The 13813-nt window shown below is 64.8% G+C and carries 14 protein-coding genes and 1 pseudogene; 7 read left to right on the forward strand and 8 right to left on the reverse strand.

Annotation, left to right across the window (positions count from 1 at the left end):
• Nucleotides 1–15 precede the first annotated feature (15 nt).
• The 4 genes and pseudogenes from HNO88_RS15620 to HNO88_RS15635 all read left to right on the forward strand — a co-directional run bounded on the left by HNO88_RS15620 (nt 16) and on the right by HNO88_RS15635 (nt 3860).
• Nucleotides 16–1442 (forward strand): annotated as a pseudogene (locus tag HNO88_RS15620) (NAD(P)(+) transhydrogenase (Re/Si-specific) subunit beta).
• A gap of 10 nt (nt 1443–1452) precedes the next feature.
• Nucleotides 1453–1773: a hypothetical protein gene (locus tag HNO88_RS15625; RefSeq protein ID WP_184247540.1), complete on the forward strand. Its 321-nt coding sequence runs from the start codon at nt 1453–1455 to the stop codon at nt 1771–1773.
• Between the two features lie 79 nt (nt 1774–1852).
• A complete protein-coding gene (locus tag HNO88_RS15630) occupies nt 1853–2542 on the forward strand; it encodes an aspartate/glutamate racemase family protein (protein ID WP_184247543.1) in 690 nt (229 codons plus the stop codon).
• A 157-nt stretch (nt 2543–2699) separates the two neighbouring features.
• Nucleotides 2700–3860 carry a deoxyguanosinetriphosphate triphosphohydrolase gene (locus HNO88_RS15635; RefSeq protein ID WP_184247546.1) on the forward strand — a complete coding sequence of 387 codons (1161 nt, stop codon included), beginning with the start codon at nt 2700–2702 and terminating at the stop codon, nt 3858–3860.
• Nucleotides 3861–3887: 27 nt separating this feature from the next.
• Here the strand turns inward: HNO88_RS15635 and HNO88_RS15640 are convergent, their stop codons facing one another.
• Entirely contained in the window at nt 3888–4499 is a 612-nt protein-coding gene (locus HNO88_RS15640; RefSeq protein ID WP_184247550.1) for a TetR/AcrR family transcriptional regulator, read from the reverse strand.
• 197 nt (nt 4500–4696) lie between these two features.
• Between HNO88_RS15640 and HNO88_RS15645 the strand changes: the two genes are divergently transcribed.
• Nucleotides 4697–8344, forward strand: coding sequence for a PAS domain S-box protein (locus HNO88_RS15645; protein WP_184247553.1), 3648 nt, complete (start codon nt 4697–4699; stop codon nt 8342–8344).
• A 32-nt stretch (nt 8345–8376) separates the two neighbouring features.
• Here HNO88_RS15645 and HNO88_RS15650 read toward each other — a convergent pair whose 3' ends face one another.
• Both HNO88_RS15650 and HNO88_RS15655 read right to left on the reverse strand, forming a co-directional pair.
• Entirely contained in the window at nt 8377–8733 is a 357-nt protein-coding gene (locus HNO88_RS15650; protein ID WP_184247556.1) for a response regulator, read from the reverse strand.
• A 121-nt stretch (nt 8734–8854) separates the two neighbouring features.
• Nucleotides 8855–9259, reverse strand: coding sequence for a sugar transporter (locus HNO88_RS15655; RefSeq protein WP_184247559.1), 405 nt, complete (start codon nt 9257–9259; stop codon nt 8855–8857).
• 138 nt (nt 9260–9397) lie between these two features.
• Here HNO88_RS15655 and HNO88_RS15660 point away from each other — a divergent pair, with 138 nt between their 5' ends.
• Both HNO88_RS15660 and HNO88_RS15665 read left to right on the forward strand, forming a co-directional pair.
• Nucleotides 9398–9934 (forward strand): peroxiredoxin, encoded by a 537-nt coding sequence (locus HNO88_RS15660; RefSeq protein WP_184247562.1) that lies wholly within the window; start codon nt 9398–9400, stop codon nt 9932–9934.
• A complete protein-coding gene (locus tag HNO88_RS15665; RefSeq protein ID WP_184247565.1) occupies nt 9931–10479 on the forward strand; it encodes a 2'-5' RNA ligase family protein in 549 nt (182 codons plus the stop codon). The genes HNO88_RS15660 and HNO88_RS15665 overlap by 4 nt, the downstream gene beginning before the upstream one ends.
• Nucleotides 10480–10579: 100 nt before the next feature.
• Here HNO88_RS15665 and HNO88_RS15670 read toward each other — a convergent pair whose 3' ends face one another.
• The 5 genes from HNO88_RS15670 to HNO88_RS15690 form a co-directional block, all read right to left on the reverse strand.
• Entirely contained in the window at nt 10580–11350 is a 771-nt protein-coding gene (locus HNO88_RS15670; RefSeq protein ID WP_184247568.1) for a HEAT repeat domain-containing protein, read from the reverse strand.
• A 5-nt stretch (nt 11351–11355) separates the two neighbouring features.
• Nucleotides 11356–11898 carry a recombinase family protein gene (locus HNO88_RS15675; protein WP_184247571.1) on the reverse strand — a complete coding sequence of 181 codons (543 nt, stop codon included), beginning with the start codon at nt 11896–11898 and terminating at the stop codon, nt 11356–11358.
• A 125-nt stretch (nt 11899–12023) separates the two neighbouring features.
• Nucleotides 12024–12266 carry a hypothetical protein gene (locus HNO88_RS15680; RefSeq protein WP_184247574.1) on the reverse strand — a complete coding sequence of 81 codons (243 nt, stop codon included), beginning with the start codon at nt 12264–12266 and terminating at the stop codon, nt 12024–12026.
• Entirely contained in the window at nt 12263–12946 is a 684-nt protein-coding gene (locus HNO88_RS15685) for a hypothetical protein (RefSeq protein WP_221420045.1), read from the reverse strand. The genes HNO88_RS15680 and HNO88_RS15685 overlap by 4 nt, the downstream gene beginning before the upstream one ends.
• Before the next feature lie 242 nt (nt 12947–13188).
• A complete protein-coding gene (locus HNO88_RS15690; protein WP_184247580.1) occupies nt 13189–13395 on the reverse strand; it encodes a hypothetical protein in 207 nt (68 codons plus the stop codon).
• Between the last annotated feature and the right edge of the window lie 418 nt (nt 13396–13813).

Consider the following 13813-nt stretch of genomic DNA (forward strand, 5'->3'; position numbering starts at 1 on the left):
GAAACGACGCCGTCCATGGCGCAAGTCGGCCTGGCCGAGCATGCGGTGAACCCGTGGGTGGCACTCGCCTACCTGGTTTCGGGCGTGCTGTTCATCCTGGCGCTGCGCGGCCTGTCGTCACCGGCGACCTCGCGTCACGGCAACCGGTTCGGCATGGCCGGCATGCTGATCGCGGTGGTGACCACGCTCATCACCCATGAGATCGCGAGCTTGCCAGAGATCGTGATCGCGATCCTGATCGGCGGCGGCATCGGTTTCCTGATTGCCCGCCGCATTCAGATGACCGCGATGCCGCAATTGGTCGCGGCCTTCCACTCGCTGGTGGGGCTTGCCGCCGTGCTGGTCGGCATCGCCGCCTACTTCAACCCCGAGGCGTTCGGCATCCTCGATCCTTCAGGGCTCGACATCCTGGCGCAGAGCCGGATCGAGATGGGCCTGGGTGTCGCGATCGGTGCGATCACGTTTTCGGGGTCCGTGATCGCATTTGCCAAGCTCAACGGCAACATGAGCGGTTCGCCGATCCTGCTCCCGGCGCGGCACGCGATCAACCTGGGCGTGCTGGCACTGATCCTGGTGCTGATCGCGCTGTTCCACTGGGACACACCGGTGCTGTTCTGGGCCATTGTCGGCTTGAGCTTCGCCATCGGGTTCCTGCTGATCATCCCGATCGGCGGCGCGGACATGCCGGTCGTCGTCTCGATGCTCAACAGCTACTCGGGCTGGGCCGCGGCGGCGATGGGCTTTACCCTGCACAACACGGCGATGATCATCACCGGGGCGCTGGTGGGCTCGTCGGGCGCGATCCTGAGCTACATCATGTGCCGAGCGATGAACCGCAGCTTCCTCTCGGTCATCGCCGGGGGCTTCGGCGCGGAAGCCGGGCCGGAGCAGCCACAACCAAGACCGATCGTCCGTGGAAGCGCGGCTCCGCCGAGGACGCGGCCTTCATCATGAGGGAGGCCGAGAGCATCATCATCATTCCGGGCTACGGCATGGCGGTGGCGCAGGCGCAGCACGTGCTGCGCGAGATGGGCGATCAGCTCAAGAAGCACGGGGTTTCGGTCAAGTACGCGATCCATCCGGTCGCTGGCCGCATGCCCGGCCACATGAACGTGCTGCTGGCCGAAGCCAATGTGCCCTACGACGAAGTGTTCGAGCTGGAGGACATCAACGGCGAGTTCGCCCAGGCCGATGTCGCCTTCATCATCGGCGCCAACGACGTGGTGAACCCGGCCGCCAAGACGGACAAGTCCAGCCCCATCTACGGCATGCCGGTGTTCGACATCGACAAAGCCAAGACGATCTTCTTCATCAAGCGCTCGATGGGCGGGCAGGGCTATGCCGGCGTCGACAACGACGTTTTCTACATGGACCAGACGATGATGCTTCTCGCCGACGCCAAGAAGATGGTCGAGGACATCAACAAGGCGCTGGCGGACTGATCCGACACCAATGCGCAAGGCGATCGTGCTGGTGCTGGGCTTGACGCTCGCCTGGTACCTGTTCCTGGGCGGCGGCTTGCAGCGCTACGAGCGCTATCATGTGCGCGGCGCGCTGATCGAGGCCGGCTTTTCCGACAAGCGCGCCGACTGCATGGCAAAGCGCATGGTGAAGCGCCTGTCGCTGTTCCAGCTGTGGAAGCTGCAGCGTTTCGCGCAGAACAAGCGATCTGTCGGCGCCTTCGTGCGCGGCGCGAAGCGGGTCGGCGACAGCGAGGCCGTGGCAGTTACCGTCAGTTCGGCGGCTTTGTTCGCATCCGGGCTCGTCCACTGAGCCTGAAGGGGTGGACGGCGACGAGGGCGGCAGGCTAGGCAAGCCCGCAAGCCCTTCAATTACGACCCAAGGAGACTTCGTGCGCAAGATCGGCCTGATCGGCGGCCTCACCTGGTACTCCACCAAAACCTACTACGATCACATCCAGCGCGGCGTCCAGGCCCGCGTCGGCAATCAGGCGAGCGCGCCGATGGTGATCGACAGCCTCGACAGCTCCAGCCTGATGCGCCTGTCCTCCGCCGAGGACTGGTCGCGCGCTGCCGGCGAACTGGCCGAGGCCGCCAGGCGCCTGGAGGGTGCGGGCGCGACCGCGATCCTCATCGGCGCCAACTCGATGCACAAGGTGTACAACCAGGTCGCCGCAGCGGTGCAAGTGCCGATCCTGCACATTGCCGAGTGCGTCGCCGATCGCATGGTAGCAAAAGGCGTGAAGCGCGCCGCCTTGCTCGGCACCCGCAACGTCATGCTCGAGAGCTTCTACAGGCAGAAGCTGATCGCTCGCGACATCGAGCTGCTGCCGCCCAACATGACGCGGGTCGAGACGCTGGACCGCATCATCTACGACGAGCTGATGCTGGGCAAGGCCACGCGCCAGGCCGAGCGCGAGCTGAAGTCGATGATCACTGTCCTGGTGCAGGAAGGCGCCGAGGCGATCGTGCTCGGCTCGACCGAGCTGGAGATGGTGGTGGACGTGGATGCCAACGTGCTGCCGATCTTCGACTGCACCGCGATCCATGCGCAGAAGGCGGTCGAGTGGATCGTAGGGTAATGGCGACGTGCGTGCAAATCCTCCCCTGCAAGGGGAGGGGGACCATGCGCAGCATGGTGGAGGGGACTCACGTCTCCGAGGAACCTGGGCGGCAAGGGAGAGTCCCCTCCACCACCAGCTGCGCTGGCGGTCCCCCTCCCCGTGCCGGGGAGGACACATGACCCTCGCTCCGTACGCCACCGACTGGACCCGTTCGCGCGGGCGTGAGTTCGGCCTCGAGAACGCACTGGCACGCGGTCCGCGCAGCCCCTACCAGCGCGACCGGGACCGCATCATCCACTCGATCGCGTTCCGCCGGCTCCGCTACAAGACGCAGGTCTTCATCGCGCCCGATGGCGACCACTATCGCGTACGCCTGACCCACAGCCTGGAAGTGGCGCAGATCGCGCGCGTGATCGCTCGCACGCTGGCGCTGGACGAGGACCTGACCGAAGCGCTCGCGCTGGCCCACGACATCGGCCACGCGCCGTTCGGCCATGCCGGCGAGGAAGCGCTGGACGGGGCCCTGCACGGGCATGGCGGCTTCGACCACAACGCGCAGACGCTGCGCACGCTCATGCGCATCGAATCGCCCTATTGCGAGCACGACGGGCTCAATCTCACCTGGGAGACTCTGGAAGGCCTTGCCAAGCACAACGGCCCCGTGGCGGAACCGGGCTGGGCACTGGCCGAGCTCGACGCGGCGTTCCCGATGGAGCTATCGACCTGGCCCTCGCTCGAGGCACAAGTCGCTTCGCTGTCGGACGACATCGCCTACGACAACCACGATATCGATGACGGCCTGCGCGCCGGTTTCCTCGACCTCGAAGAAGTCCTCGCCCACCCCTTCGTTGCAGACCATTGGCGCGAGGTCGAGCGACGCTATCCTTCGGCTCCGCGCGATCGCCAGGTGTCGGAGCTGATCCGCAGCCAGATCGGCTTCATGGTCAACGACCTGCTCGCCGAAACCGCCAGGCGCCTGGATACGATCGGCAGCCTGGCCGACATCCGCGCTGCCGATCGCGCGACCGCCGCCTTCTCGGACGAGCTTGCCGTCGCGGAGCGCACCTTCAAGCGCTTCATGTATGAGAAGCTGTACTACCACCCCGAGCAACTGGAGACGTCCCGCCGCGCCAAGGCAGTGGTCGCCGAGCTGTTCAGCGCCTACTCGCAGCAGCCGGTGCTGATGGACGAGGAGTGGATCGACGGCCTCCCGCGTCATGAGCCCGAGCGCAGCCGCCACATCGCCGACTATATCGCCGGCATGACCGATCGCTTCGCAATCGCGCGCCATGCCGACATCTACGGCGTCACGCCCGAGGGTCTGCGCAACGTATAGGCGGTTGTGAGCGCCTAAGCGGCAGCGTCAGCGCCCGGGCCACATCGCGAGAAACGCGTCCACCGTCGCTTCGAGTTCGGGGCGGGTGGCGCCGCCTTGCGCCTTGACCGACAAGCCGCCCAGTACCGTGGTGAGGCAGCTTGCCAGAGCCTTGGGATCGATGCTGTCGGGCAGATCGCCTTCGGCCTTGGCACGGGCGAACCGCGCCACCAGGGCCGCCTCGGACGAAGCGCGTCGGGCGCAGACATGTTCGCGGATCGACTCCGCTTCGGCGCAACCGACCACCGTGGCGATCACGCCCAGGCATCCCTGCGGATCGCTGCCGCCGCAGTGCGTGGCGAGGGCCCCGCGCAGCAATCGCTCCGCCACCGTGCGCGCCGTAGCTTCCTCTAAAGCCCTGTCAACGTAGGCCAGCTTGTCCCGCTCGTAGAGGTCGAGCGCCTTGCGGAACAGCGCTTCCTTGTTGCCGAAGCAAGCATAGAGGCTGGGCTTGGTGATACCCATGGCCTCGGTGAGGTCCGCCATGGACGCACCTTCGTAACCGTGCTGCCAGAACACCCGCAGCGCAGCCGCGAGGGCTTGGTCAGGGTCGAACTCGCGAGGTCGCCCGCGAACCGCAGTGGTGGCCGAACATTTCATACCGCCCGGTATCTAGTGATTGCGGGGCGTCGCGTCCAGTATTCTGCTTGCGTGACTTTGTCGCAGCTTGGTGACATGCGTGTCTTCTCTGCTCGCCTAGGGAACTTCCTCGGTCTAGGTTCGTTGCTGGCCGGCGGATTCGGGGGCCGCACATCCATGCCTGAGAAATCACGACGCATCCTGAGAAACGGTGACTGATGCAGCCGCAGGTGGGCTACGCTACTCCATTCCCATTCCTGAACAACGGCGGCGAACTTGCCCGCCGCATCGCAGGTCATGATTGGGCCTCGACCCCGATCGGTGCGATCGAACGTTGGCCGATCAGCTTGAAGCACACCGTCGGGCTCATGCTCGCCAGCCCGGTTCCCCTCGTACTGCTCTGGGGCGAGCAGGGCGTGATGATCTATAACGATGCCTATTCGGTGTTCGCGGGCGGGCGCGACTCCCGCCTGCTCGGCTCGAACGTGCGCGAGGGATGGGACGAAGTCGCCGACTTCAACGACAACGTCATGCGCGTCGGGCTGGCCGGCGGTACGCTGAGTTACAAGGATCACGAGCTTACCCTGCTGCGCCACGGGCGACCGGAGCAGGTCTGGATGAACCTCGATTACTCGCCGGTGCTGGGCGACGATGGCCGGCCGGCCGGGGTGATCGCGGTGGTCGTCGAGACGACAGACATCGTTCGAACCCGCAAGACGCTGGAGGAAAGCGAGGCGCAGCTGCGGTTCCTCGACGAATTGAACCGCGCCATCGCTACCAGTCTCGAGGCGGACGAGATCCTCGCGATCACGACTCGGATGACCGGGCAGCACCTCAAGCTCAGCAACTGCGCTTATGCCGACATGGACGAGGATGGCGATGGCTTCACCATCCGCGGCAACTGGCACGCGCCGTCATCGCCTTCGATCGTGGGTCATTACAGCCTTGCGGCATTCGGCCCGCTGGCGGTGCAGGAGCTGAATGCCGGCCGGCCGCTGCTCGTGCCCGACGTCACCGAACTGGGACCCGAAGCCGCCAAGACGTTCCAGGACATCGGCGTCGGCGCGACGATCTGCATGCCGCTGGTCAAGGACGGACGTCTTACCGCGCTGATGGCGATCCACGACGATGCACCGCATGCCTGGACCGACTACGAGCTCAGCGTGATCCGCGAGGTGACCGAGCGATCGTGGGCACACGTCCAGCGTGTCGGAGCCGAGGGCGTCCTGCGCGAGCGGGAGGCCTACAATCGCCAGATCCTCGACAGCGCCACCGATTACGGCATCGTCGCGACCGACATGGAAGGGCGCGTCACTCTCTGGAATCGCGGCGCGGCAGAAATGCTGGGGTGGACCGAAGCCGAAATGCTCGGCCAGCCGATCGATACCTTCTTCACGCCAGAGGACCGCGCAGTCGGTCGGCCCGAGGCCAAGCGGCGCGAGGCCCTGACCACCGGTCGCGCGCACGACGCTCGCTGGCATCTGCGAAAGTCCGGCGAGCGGTTCTGGGGCTTGAGCGAGATGACCCCGCTCAAGGACGCGAACGGCACGGCGATCGGCCTGGTCAAGCTGATGCGCGACCGAACCGCGGAGTACGAAGCCGAGGCCGCCCTGCGTGATAGCGAGGAGCGCTTGCGCCGCGCCCAGGCAGCGGGCGGCGTGGGCCTGTTCTCGGTCGACACGGACACTGACCTGATTACGCCGACCGAAGAGTTCTGCCGCATCTTCGGTGTCGAACCGAGCGACGAGCTGCCTGCAGCGTCGATACAACGCCTGGTGATCGACGAGGATCGCGCGCTCGTTTCCGACAGCGCGAGCCGTGCCGAAGGTCGCGCCGCGCTCGATGTGGAATACCGTATCCGGCGCGCGGACACCGGCGAGGAGCGCTCCATCGCGCGCAAGGCGGACTACGAGTATGATGCGGCCGGTAAGCCGATCCGTCTCGTCGGCGTGGTGCAGGACGTCACCGATCGCCTGCGCATTCAGCGCGCGCTGGAGAAGAGCGAGGCGCAGTTCAGCGCATTGGCGCAGAACATGCCCAACCAGGTCTGGACTGCGCGCGCCGATGGCTGGCTGGATTGGTTCAACGACCAGATCTATGCCTATAGCAAGGCGCCGCGCGGAAGCCTCGATGGCGATCGCTGGGTCCGCTTCGTTCATGCCGAGGACCGGGCGGCCATGCTCGAACGCTGGCGCATCTCGCTGACGACGGGCGCGCCGTTCGAAGCGGAGTTCCGCTTGCGTGACGCGGCCGGGAGCTATCGCTGGCACCTTGCGCGCGCGCAGCCTCTGACCGACGGGCGAGGATCGATCACCGCCTGGGTGGGCACCAACACCGAGATCGAGGCGCAGAAGCAGGCGGAGGCAGCATCGGTACAGGACCGTGAGCGGCTCTGGACGATCAGCCAGGACCTCATGCTGGTCTGCGACTTCGACGGGTTGATCACGGCGGTGAACCCCTCGGGTGAGCGCCTGCTGGGCTGGACGAATGCGGAGATGGTCGGCACCAACCTTTCGGACTTCCTGCACCCTGGCGACCTGAGCACCACGGGCGGCGAACTTCACAAGCTGTCCGAAGGGCAGACGACGTTCGCATTCGAGAACCGCTATCGAACCAAGGACGGCAACTATCGCCTGATTGCCTGGACGGCCGTTCCCGACAACGGCCGCATCCACGCCATCGGCCGCGACATCACCAACCAGCGTGAGATCGAGGAGGCGCTGCGCCAGAGCCAGAAGATGGAGGCCGTGGGTCAGCTCACCGGCGGCATCGCGCACGATTTCAACAACCTGCTGCAAGGCATCACCGGCAGTCTGGACATCATGCAGACCCGCATTGCGCGCGGTCGCTTGGATGACCTGGGTCGCTGGCTGGAAGGTGCGCGCGGCTCGGCCGAGCGCGCGGCTGCGCTGACTCATCGGCTGCTGGCATTCTCCCGACGACAGCCGCTCGATCCACGGCCTGTGCGCGCCAACCCGCTGGTCGCGTCGATGGAGGACCTGCTGCGCCGCACCCTGGGCGAGAACGTCGCGCTGGAAATGGCGTTGGACGACGACCTGTGGCTCACGCGGTGCGACCCCAACCAGCTGGAAAGCGCTATCCTGAACCTGGCGATCAATGCCCGAGATGCGATGCCCCATGGCGGCATGCTGACGATCGAGACCTGCAACACGCGGCTCGACGATCGCTTCGCGGCACAGCAGCGTGACGTGAAGCCGGGCCAGTACGTGTGTATCTCGGTGACCGATACCGGCACCGGCATGAGCCGCGAGACCATCGCCCGTGCCTTCGAGCCTTTCTTCACCACCAAGCCGACCGGGCAGGGCACCGGGCTGGGGCTATCCATGATCTATGGCTTCACCCGCCAGTCGGAGGGCCATGCGCTGATCTATTCGGAAGAGGGCGAGGGCACCACGATCAAGCTCTACCTTCCCCGTCATCGCGGCGAGGACGAAAGCCAGGTTCACGACGACGAGCCGTGCGAGGCACCCGGCTCGGAGTCGGGCGAAGTGGTTCTGGTGGTCGAGGACGAACCGGTCGTGCGCGGCCTCATCGTCGAGGTGCTGAGCGAGCTCGGCTACCGCGCGATCGAGGCGGTCGACGGGCCGCAGGGGCTTGCCGTGCTGCAGGCGCCGGGCAAGATCGACTTGCTGGTGACCGATATCGGGCTGCCGGGGCTCAACGGGCGACAGGTCGTCGACGCGGCCCGGCTGACGCGCAAGGACCTGAAAGTGCTGTTCATGACCGGCTACGCCGAGAACGCGGCGCTCGCTTCGGGCTTCCTGGAGCCAGGCATGGCACTGATCACCAAACCGTTCGCGATGGACGTTCTCGCCACCCGCATCCGGGAAATCATCGAAGGCTGAGCCGGGATGCCTGGACTTCCTGGCCCAGGTGGTCAGCCCAGCATTGACTTGAGCGCAGCTTCGACATCGCTGGTGGAGAACGGCTTGGGCAGCAACCCGGCGTGCCCCAGCCGATCGGTTTCGGCATTGGCGCCGTAGCCGGTCGCCAGCAGGAACGGCACGCCGCGCGCGCGCAGCAGTTCCGCCACGGGTGTGGACACGACGCCCTGGCCCAGGTTCAAGTCGAGGATGGCGCAATCGAGGGTCTCGCTCTCGGCCAGGTCCATCGCCTGCTTGAGAGATCCCGCGGGGCCGACCACCTGGTAACCCAGATCGTCCAGCATATCCTCGAGCATCATCGCCACCAGCATCTCGTCATCGACGACGAGGACGCGCTTGCGCTCGCTCATGGCCGCAGCCCTAGGCAAGCGGCAAGGTTCGGCGATCTGTAAGGCGCGTTCAGCATGGGAGGCCGATTAGGATGGTATCGCGTAATTGGAAAGAGCGGTGTGAAGGGCCATGCTCCGCTCGTCATCTCCAGCCGCCCACGCGTGCCTGGCGACGGGCATGGAGCGACGAGACCAGCGCGATGGCCACGATCACGACAGGGAAGATGAGCGCGTCCGGTCCCTTGTAGGAGAGCAATCCGAAGCCGAAAACCGTCCAGCTGAACTGGAGTACCACGGCCACCGCCGAAATCGCGAACAGGATCCAGGCCACACGTCGGCGCATCAGCAAGGCCACGGCGCCCGCCAGGCTGGAGAACACGGCGACCGCGTAAGCCGTCCAGGCCCAAGCCGGCATCGCCGCAAAGGCGCGCGCGGTGACCGGATCGCCCAGGGTGGCCGGCTCGGCCGTCGCCTGCATCGCGAAGGCGGCGACGCCAGCCAGGCTCCACAGCAGGATCAGGATCGCCACAAGCCGCATTCGCTTCATCGTCCAGCCCCCTGCACCCAGCGCCCCCACCTTGCGTGCGGAGCGTCGGCCGGAACTTTGCCGTGGCCGGAGCCTTCTGACAATCGCCTACCGTCCGGTCCGCACGGGCGGTGACGGACTATAGAGGAGACGCTCTTCATGCTCGACAAACAGGTGCCCGACGTCACCCTCAAGACCCGCGTCCGCGACGAGAGCCTCGACGGGCCGAACCCCTTCCGCTGGCAGGACATACGCATCCACGAGGCATTCGCCGGCAAGAAGGTGGTGGTGTTCTCGCTGCCCGGCGCCTTCACGCCGACGTGCTCCAACGAGCAATGCCCAGCCTTCGAGCGTCTCTACGAGGATTTCCGCGCCGCGGGCGTGGACGAGGTCTACTGCATCGCCGTGAACGACGCCTTCGTCATGTACCAGTGGGGCAAGAACCTGGGCCTCAAAAAGGTGAAACTGCTGCCCGATGGCTCGGGCCACTTCACCCGGCGAATGGGCATGCTGATCAACAAGGATCACCTCGGCTTCGGCTTGCGCTCGTGGCGCTATGCGATGGTGGTCGAGGACAACCACGTCACCGCCTGGTTCGAGGAGCCCGGCATTAACGACACCGGCGAGGACGAGGACCCTTACGGCGAAACCGCCCCCGAGAAGGTGCTGGAGGCGCTGCAGGCAGGACGCGTGTGAACGAGCCCTCGCCGGCGACGACCGGGGAGGCGGCGCCGCTTCGCCGGCCACCTCTGCTGGTGACGGGCGAGCTGCCGCCAGATGTGTTCGCCTGGGCCGATGGTCTGCGCCGGGCGCACTTCCCGCCCGAGCGCAACCGCCTGCGCGCCCACGTAACGCTGTTTCACGCGCTGCCTAACGGTGTCGAAGCGGAACTGCGCCAGATCCTGGGCGACCTGGCCGCAGCGCCACCACCCCAGGCGCGCATCTCCGGCCTGATGAAGCTGGGCGGCGGCACCGCGCTGGCCATCGAGAGTCCGGAGCTCGTCGAACTGCACGGCCACATCGCCGAGCGCATGCACGGGTTGATGACCCGGCAGGATGCTCAACCGCTCAAGCTGCACATCACCATCCAGAACAAGGTGACTTCGCAAGCCGCCCGCCAGCTTCAGGACGAGCTTGGGCCCACTCTGGAGCCACGCGCCTTTCGCTTCCATGGCTTCGGGCTCTACGCGTACGAAGACGGCCTGTGGCGGCCGATCCGAACGTTCGCGTTTCGGGGCTGATCGGGTGAGGGTCTGGTAGCGGAGGAGGGCTTCGTTCGATCCCCCCGGTAGGATCAGGCCGCACCTTCACGCTCACAGCACAATGATGCCCGCTCGCGGATCAGCGCCCCTGCCAGCGCTGCTGCCGCTGAAGGCCGCCCAGTAGATCACGGGTTGGCGCGGTTCCACTCTCGTTCAATCCCAGCAGCTTCGCGGCGGCTTCGCGAGCGAACACATCGTCGGGATCATGGTGAAGCATGGTCTTCAGAAAACCCCGCGCCCGAGCATCACGACGACGCCCAAGACCGATGATCGCTTCGTATCGCACATCTGGATCTCCATCTTCCAGAAGCTCGGCAAGCGCCACTCGAATCTCGTCATCATCAGCATCGCTCTGCTGACCAAGGCCGAAAGTCGCCCAGTTTCGCACATCCGCATCCCGGTCCCGCATCAGCGTTAACAGGACCCGATTGGCGTCTGGCGTGTCAACCGCGCCCAACGCGACGGCCACCGCATACCGAATGCCGTCATCACTATCGGCGGCAAACGGCATGATATGCGGGGAAGCACGCGTGCGGTCGAGATGCTGAAGCGCGAATATCGCCGCAAACTGAACCTGCCGAGTCTCGTCGGTCAGCAGGCGGAGCGCGGCAGCGAAACACTCTTCTGGGAATGTGCGGTCAGGGATGCCGAGTTGACCAAGGATGTCCGCTCCTCGCGCGCGAACCGCAGGCTCGGCGTGGTAGGTCAACGCGAGAGCGCGGTCGAACACCTCCTGCGAACCCCGGTAATGGAGAGCAGCGATGGCATCCCACGCGGCATCATCATCGGGCTGGAAGGCTGCTTCGAAGAGATCATCAACGGATCGGCGGTCATCTGCCGGGAGCGTCATGCCTCTCACGCCGCGAGCGCGCGATACACGCTCGTCCTGCCAATGCCGAGCAGCCCAGCAATCTCGGTGGGGCTGATGCCCTGACCGTGGAGCTTACGAACCTTGGCGTAGTCGATGCTGGCAGAGCGCCCCTTGTAGCGCCCCTCCTGCTTTGCGCGCGCAATGCCCTCCGCCTGCCGTTCCGCACGGAGATCAGCCTCAAAGGAAGCGACAGCGCCGAGGATGGCGAGCGTGAGCTTTCCGGTCGGCGTTGTCGTGTCTACGCCCGCCTGCGCAAGGCACCTGAACCCGACGCCTTTTCCCTCCAAGGTGGCGAGCAGATTATGAAGGTCTTGCGTCGAGCGCGCAAAGCGGTCGAGGCGAGTCACCACGATGATGTCGCCAGCCCGTGCGGCCTTGATCGCGTCATTCAGAGCCAAACGGTCAGCGGCCTGCCGCCCGGACTTCTTCTCCGCATAGACCTGCTCGCATCCAGCGGCGCGCAGCGCCTCGCCCTGAACAGTCAGGTCTTGGCCGGTGGTGCTCACTCGTGCGTAGCCGATCAACATCGCTGTGTCCCAAATACCCTATAGACCCAAACGGTATGTTCCAAAAGGGTCCATGCGTCAAGCTATTTGGAACAGATTTGATGCCGTGCCAAATGCCCGACCGGGTATACCCAAAAGGACTCGGATCACGGCCACGAGAAACGGAAGATGACGCCCTCGTAATCGCTCTCGAAGTCAAACCACACCTGATCCGGCGTGGCGGTCCATCGCTTGGCCCAGCGATGCTCGCAGTTGTCGCGACACCAGATTTTCATTTCGTGCCGCCGCTGATCGGGATCGACAGCTTCGCGTAGCGACAGCCTCACGGAACGCGCGACGACGAAATCCGATTTGTCATATCGGACCTTGATGCCAGCAAGCCAGTTCATGCTGGTCGCCCGCCTTCAGTATATAGTATAGGATAACTATTAAGTGATGATGTGGTATACATAGGCTCAATATACGACACATCGACACTCGACGCATTATTCTTCTCGCACGGATCAGTCATGGCCTTTCCACTCATGCGGAAGCGCATGGACTGCCAGCCCTGTGAGAAGCGATCAGCCCAGTCATAATATTCCGCCATCCAAGGGGCAGGCCAGAAGTCGAAGCCGCCGCCCATCCATCTCCCGGCACGATACTTCGTCGAGTAGCGAACAGCGCCGCCGATGTTCGCTTCCACGCTCTTGTCGGCGTAGAACGGCTGGACATGAACCCGGCGTTCTCCCGGCCATTGGGTCGCGAACGCCGCCTGTGCTGCCTGCCAGTCGATCGCCGGGTGATAGGCGACGCCGTGGATGTGGACCACCCACGCCGGTCCACCGTCCGCACGCCAGCACGGCGTGTTCAGTCCAGCCAGCATGGTTCGCTGCTGCGTGCCCAGCACCGCCATGTCATCGTAGACGATCGGGTCGGCTTCGACCCATCCGGTGAGCGCCACACGATCCCAACGCGAACTCGCCCGACGCATCGCGTTGACGCGGTTGCGGAGGTCGCTCTTGGCTTTCAGCCAGATGGGGCCGATGTCGTCGGCTTCGCTGGCGACGCCGAACATGATCGTGAACATGGACAGGTCGGCATTCGTCGCATCGCCCAGCGCGGCGGATAGCTGGCGCTCCTGCTTGCGCGTGTAGCGCCCACGACAGCGCACGCACGCGGGTGAGTGGCACCGCCACTCGTTCCACATCCAATGTCCGTCCTCGCCGCACTTCGACAGCCGCTGGCGCAACGGCGACGGCCATCGGAGGGCCGCGACCATCGCTTTCTGCGCGCGCTCTTGGTCGGCGCGCCCGCCTGCTGCTGGTCCGGTCATGACGGCTTGATCGCCGCCATCGCGTTGTCGGCGCTCTGGATCGCATCGTTGGCCGTGCGGATCGTGTCCTGATAACGGAACGCCGCGTCGGTCTTCTTCTTCCGCGCGCGGTTGCGCTTCTCCGTTGCCTTGCGCCGCTTTTCGGCATCGCGTCGCGCACGCTCGGCGGGCGTCAGTTCCTCGAATAGTTCATAGTATCGCATGATCGTATTTACACGCGATGATTTGGGTTTCATTTTCATCATGGCGCGATGATCTCATCGCGTCGGTGGTCATCGCAATATTTATTTTCTACCTGATGTCGAAATCAAATAATGCGGCGCGATAATAGTCCGATGTAAAAATGGAGAATGAAGCGTGCGTTTCCTTCTTCGAGCATTGATGAGAGCGAGGATTTCTTCCTCGACCTCATCCGTGCGCTTGCCCGTGAGGCAGCGAAGAGAGACCACGACTCATCTGAATCATCGAAACTGGAATCTTAGAGCATTTTCATGATGGGCGGAATCGGAGGGGGATTCCCATTGAGCCGATCGTGTGATTCATAGGCAGCCTCACGAAGGAGGCAGCGATGGGTTGGCGATCGGGTCAGAGCTACTCGCAGGATTTGCGCGATCGTGTGCT

It is taken from the genome of Novosphingobium chloroacetimidivorans, from assembly GCF_014204535.1.
GTDB lineage: Bacteria > Pseudomonadota > Alphaproteobacteria > Sphingomonadales > Sphingomonadaceae > Novosphingobium > Novosphingobium chloroacetimidivorans.

Coding starts and splice junctions, on each gene's coding strand:
- HNO88_RS15625 (WP_184247540.1), top strand. CDS start 1,453: ATGCGCAAGGCGATCGTGCTGGTGCTGGGCTTGACGCTCGCCTGGTAC.
- HNO88_RS15635 (WP_184247546.1), top strand. CDS start 2,700: ATGACCCTCGCTCCGTACGCCACCGACTGGACCCGTTCGCGCGGGCGT.
- HNO88_RS15640 (WP_184247550.1), bottom strand. CDS start 4,499: ATGAAATGTTCGGCCACCACTGCGGTTCGCGGGCGACCTCGCGAGTTC.
- HNO88_RS15645 (WP_184247553.1), top strand. CDS start 4,697: ATGCAGCCGCAGGTGGGCTACGCTACTCCATTCCCATTCCTGAACAAC.
- HNO88_RS15650 (WP_184247556.1), bottom strand. CDS start 8,733: ATGAGCGAGCGCAAGCGCGTCCTCGTCGTCGATGACGAGATGCTGGTG.
- HNO88_RS15655 (WP_184247559.1), bottom strand. CDS start 9,259: ATGAAGCGAATGCGGCTTGTGGCGATCCTGATCCTGCTGTGGAGCCTG.
- HNO88_RS15660 (WP_184247562.1), top strand. CDS start 9,398: ATGCTCGACAAACAGGTGCCCGACGTCACCCTCAAGACCCGCGTCCGC.
- HNO88_RS15670 (WP_184247568.1), bottom strand. CDS start 11,350: ATGACGCTCCCGGCAGATGACCGCCGATCCGTTGATGATCTCTTCGAA.
- HNO88_RS15675 (WP_184247571.1), bottom strand. CDS start 11,898: ATGTTGATCGGCTACGCACGAGTGAGCACCACCGGCCAAGACCTGACT.
- HNO88_RS15680 (WP_184247574.1), bottom strand. CDS start 12,266: ATGAACTGGCTTGCTGGCATCAAGGTCCGATATGACAAATCGGATTTC.
- HNO88_RS15685 (WP_221420045.1), bottom strand. CDS start 12,946: ATGTTCACGATCATGTTCGGCGTCGCCAGCGAAGCCGACGACATCGGC.
- HNO88_RS15690 (WP_184247580.1), bottom strand. CDS start 13,395: ATGCGATACTATGAACTATTCGAGGAACTGACGCCCGCCGAGCGTGCG.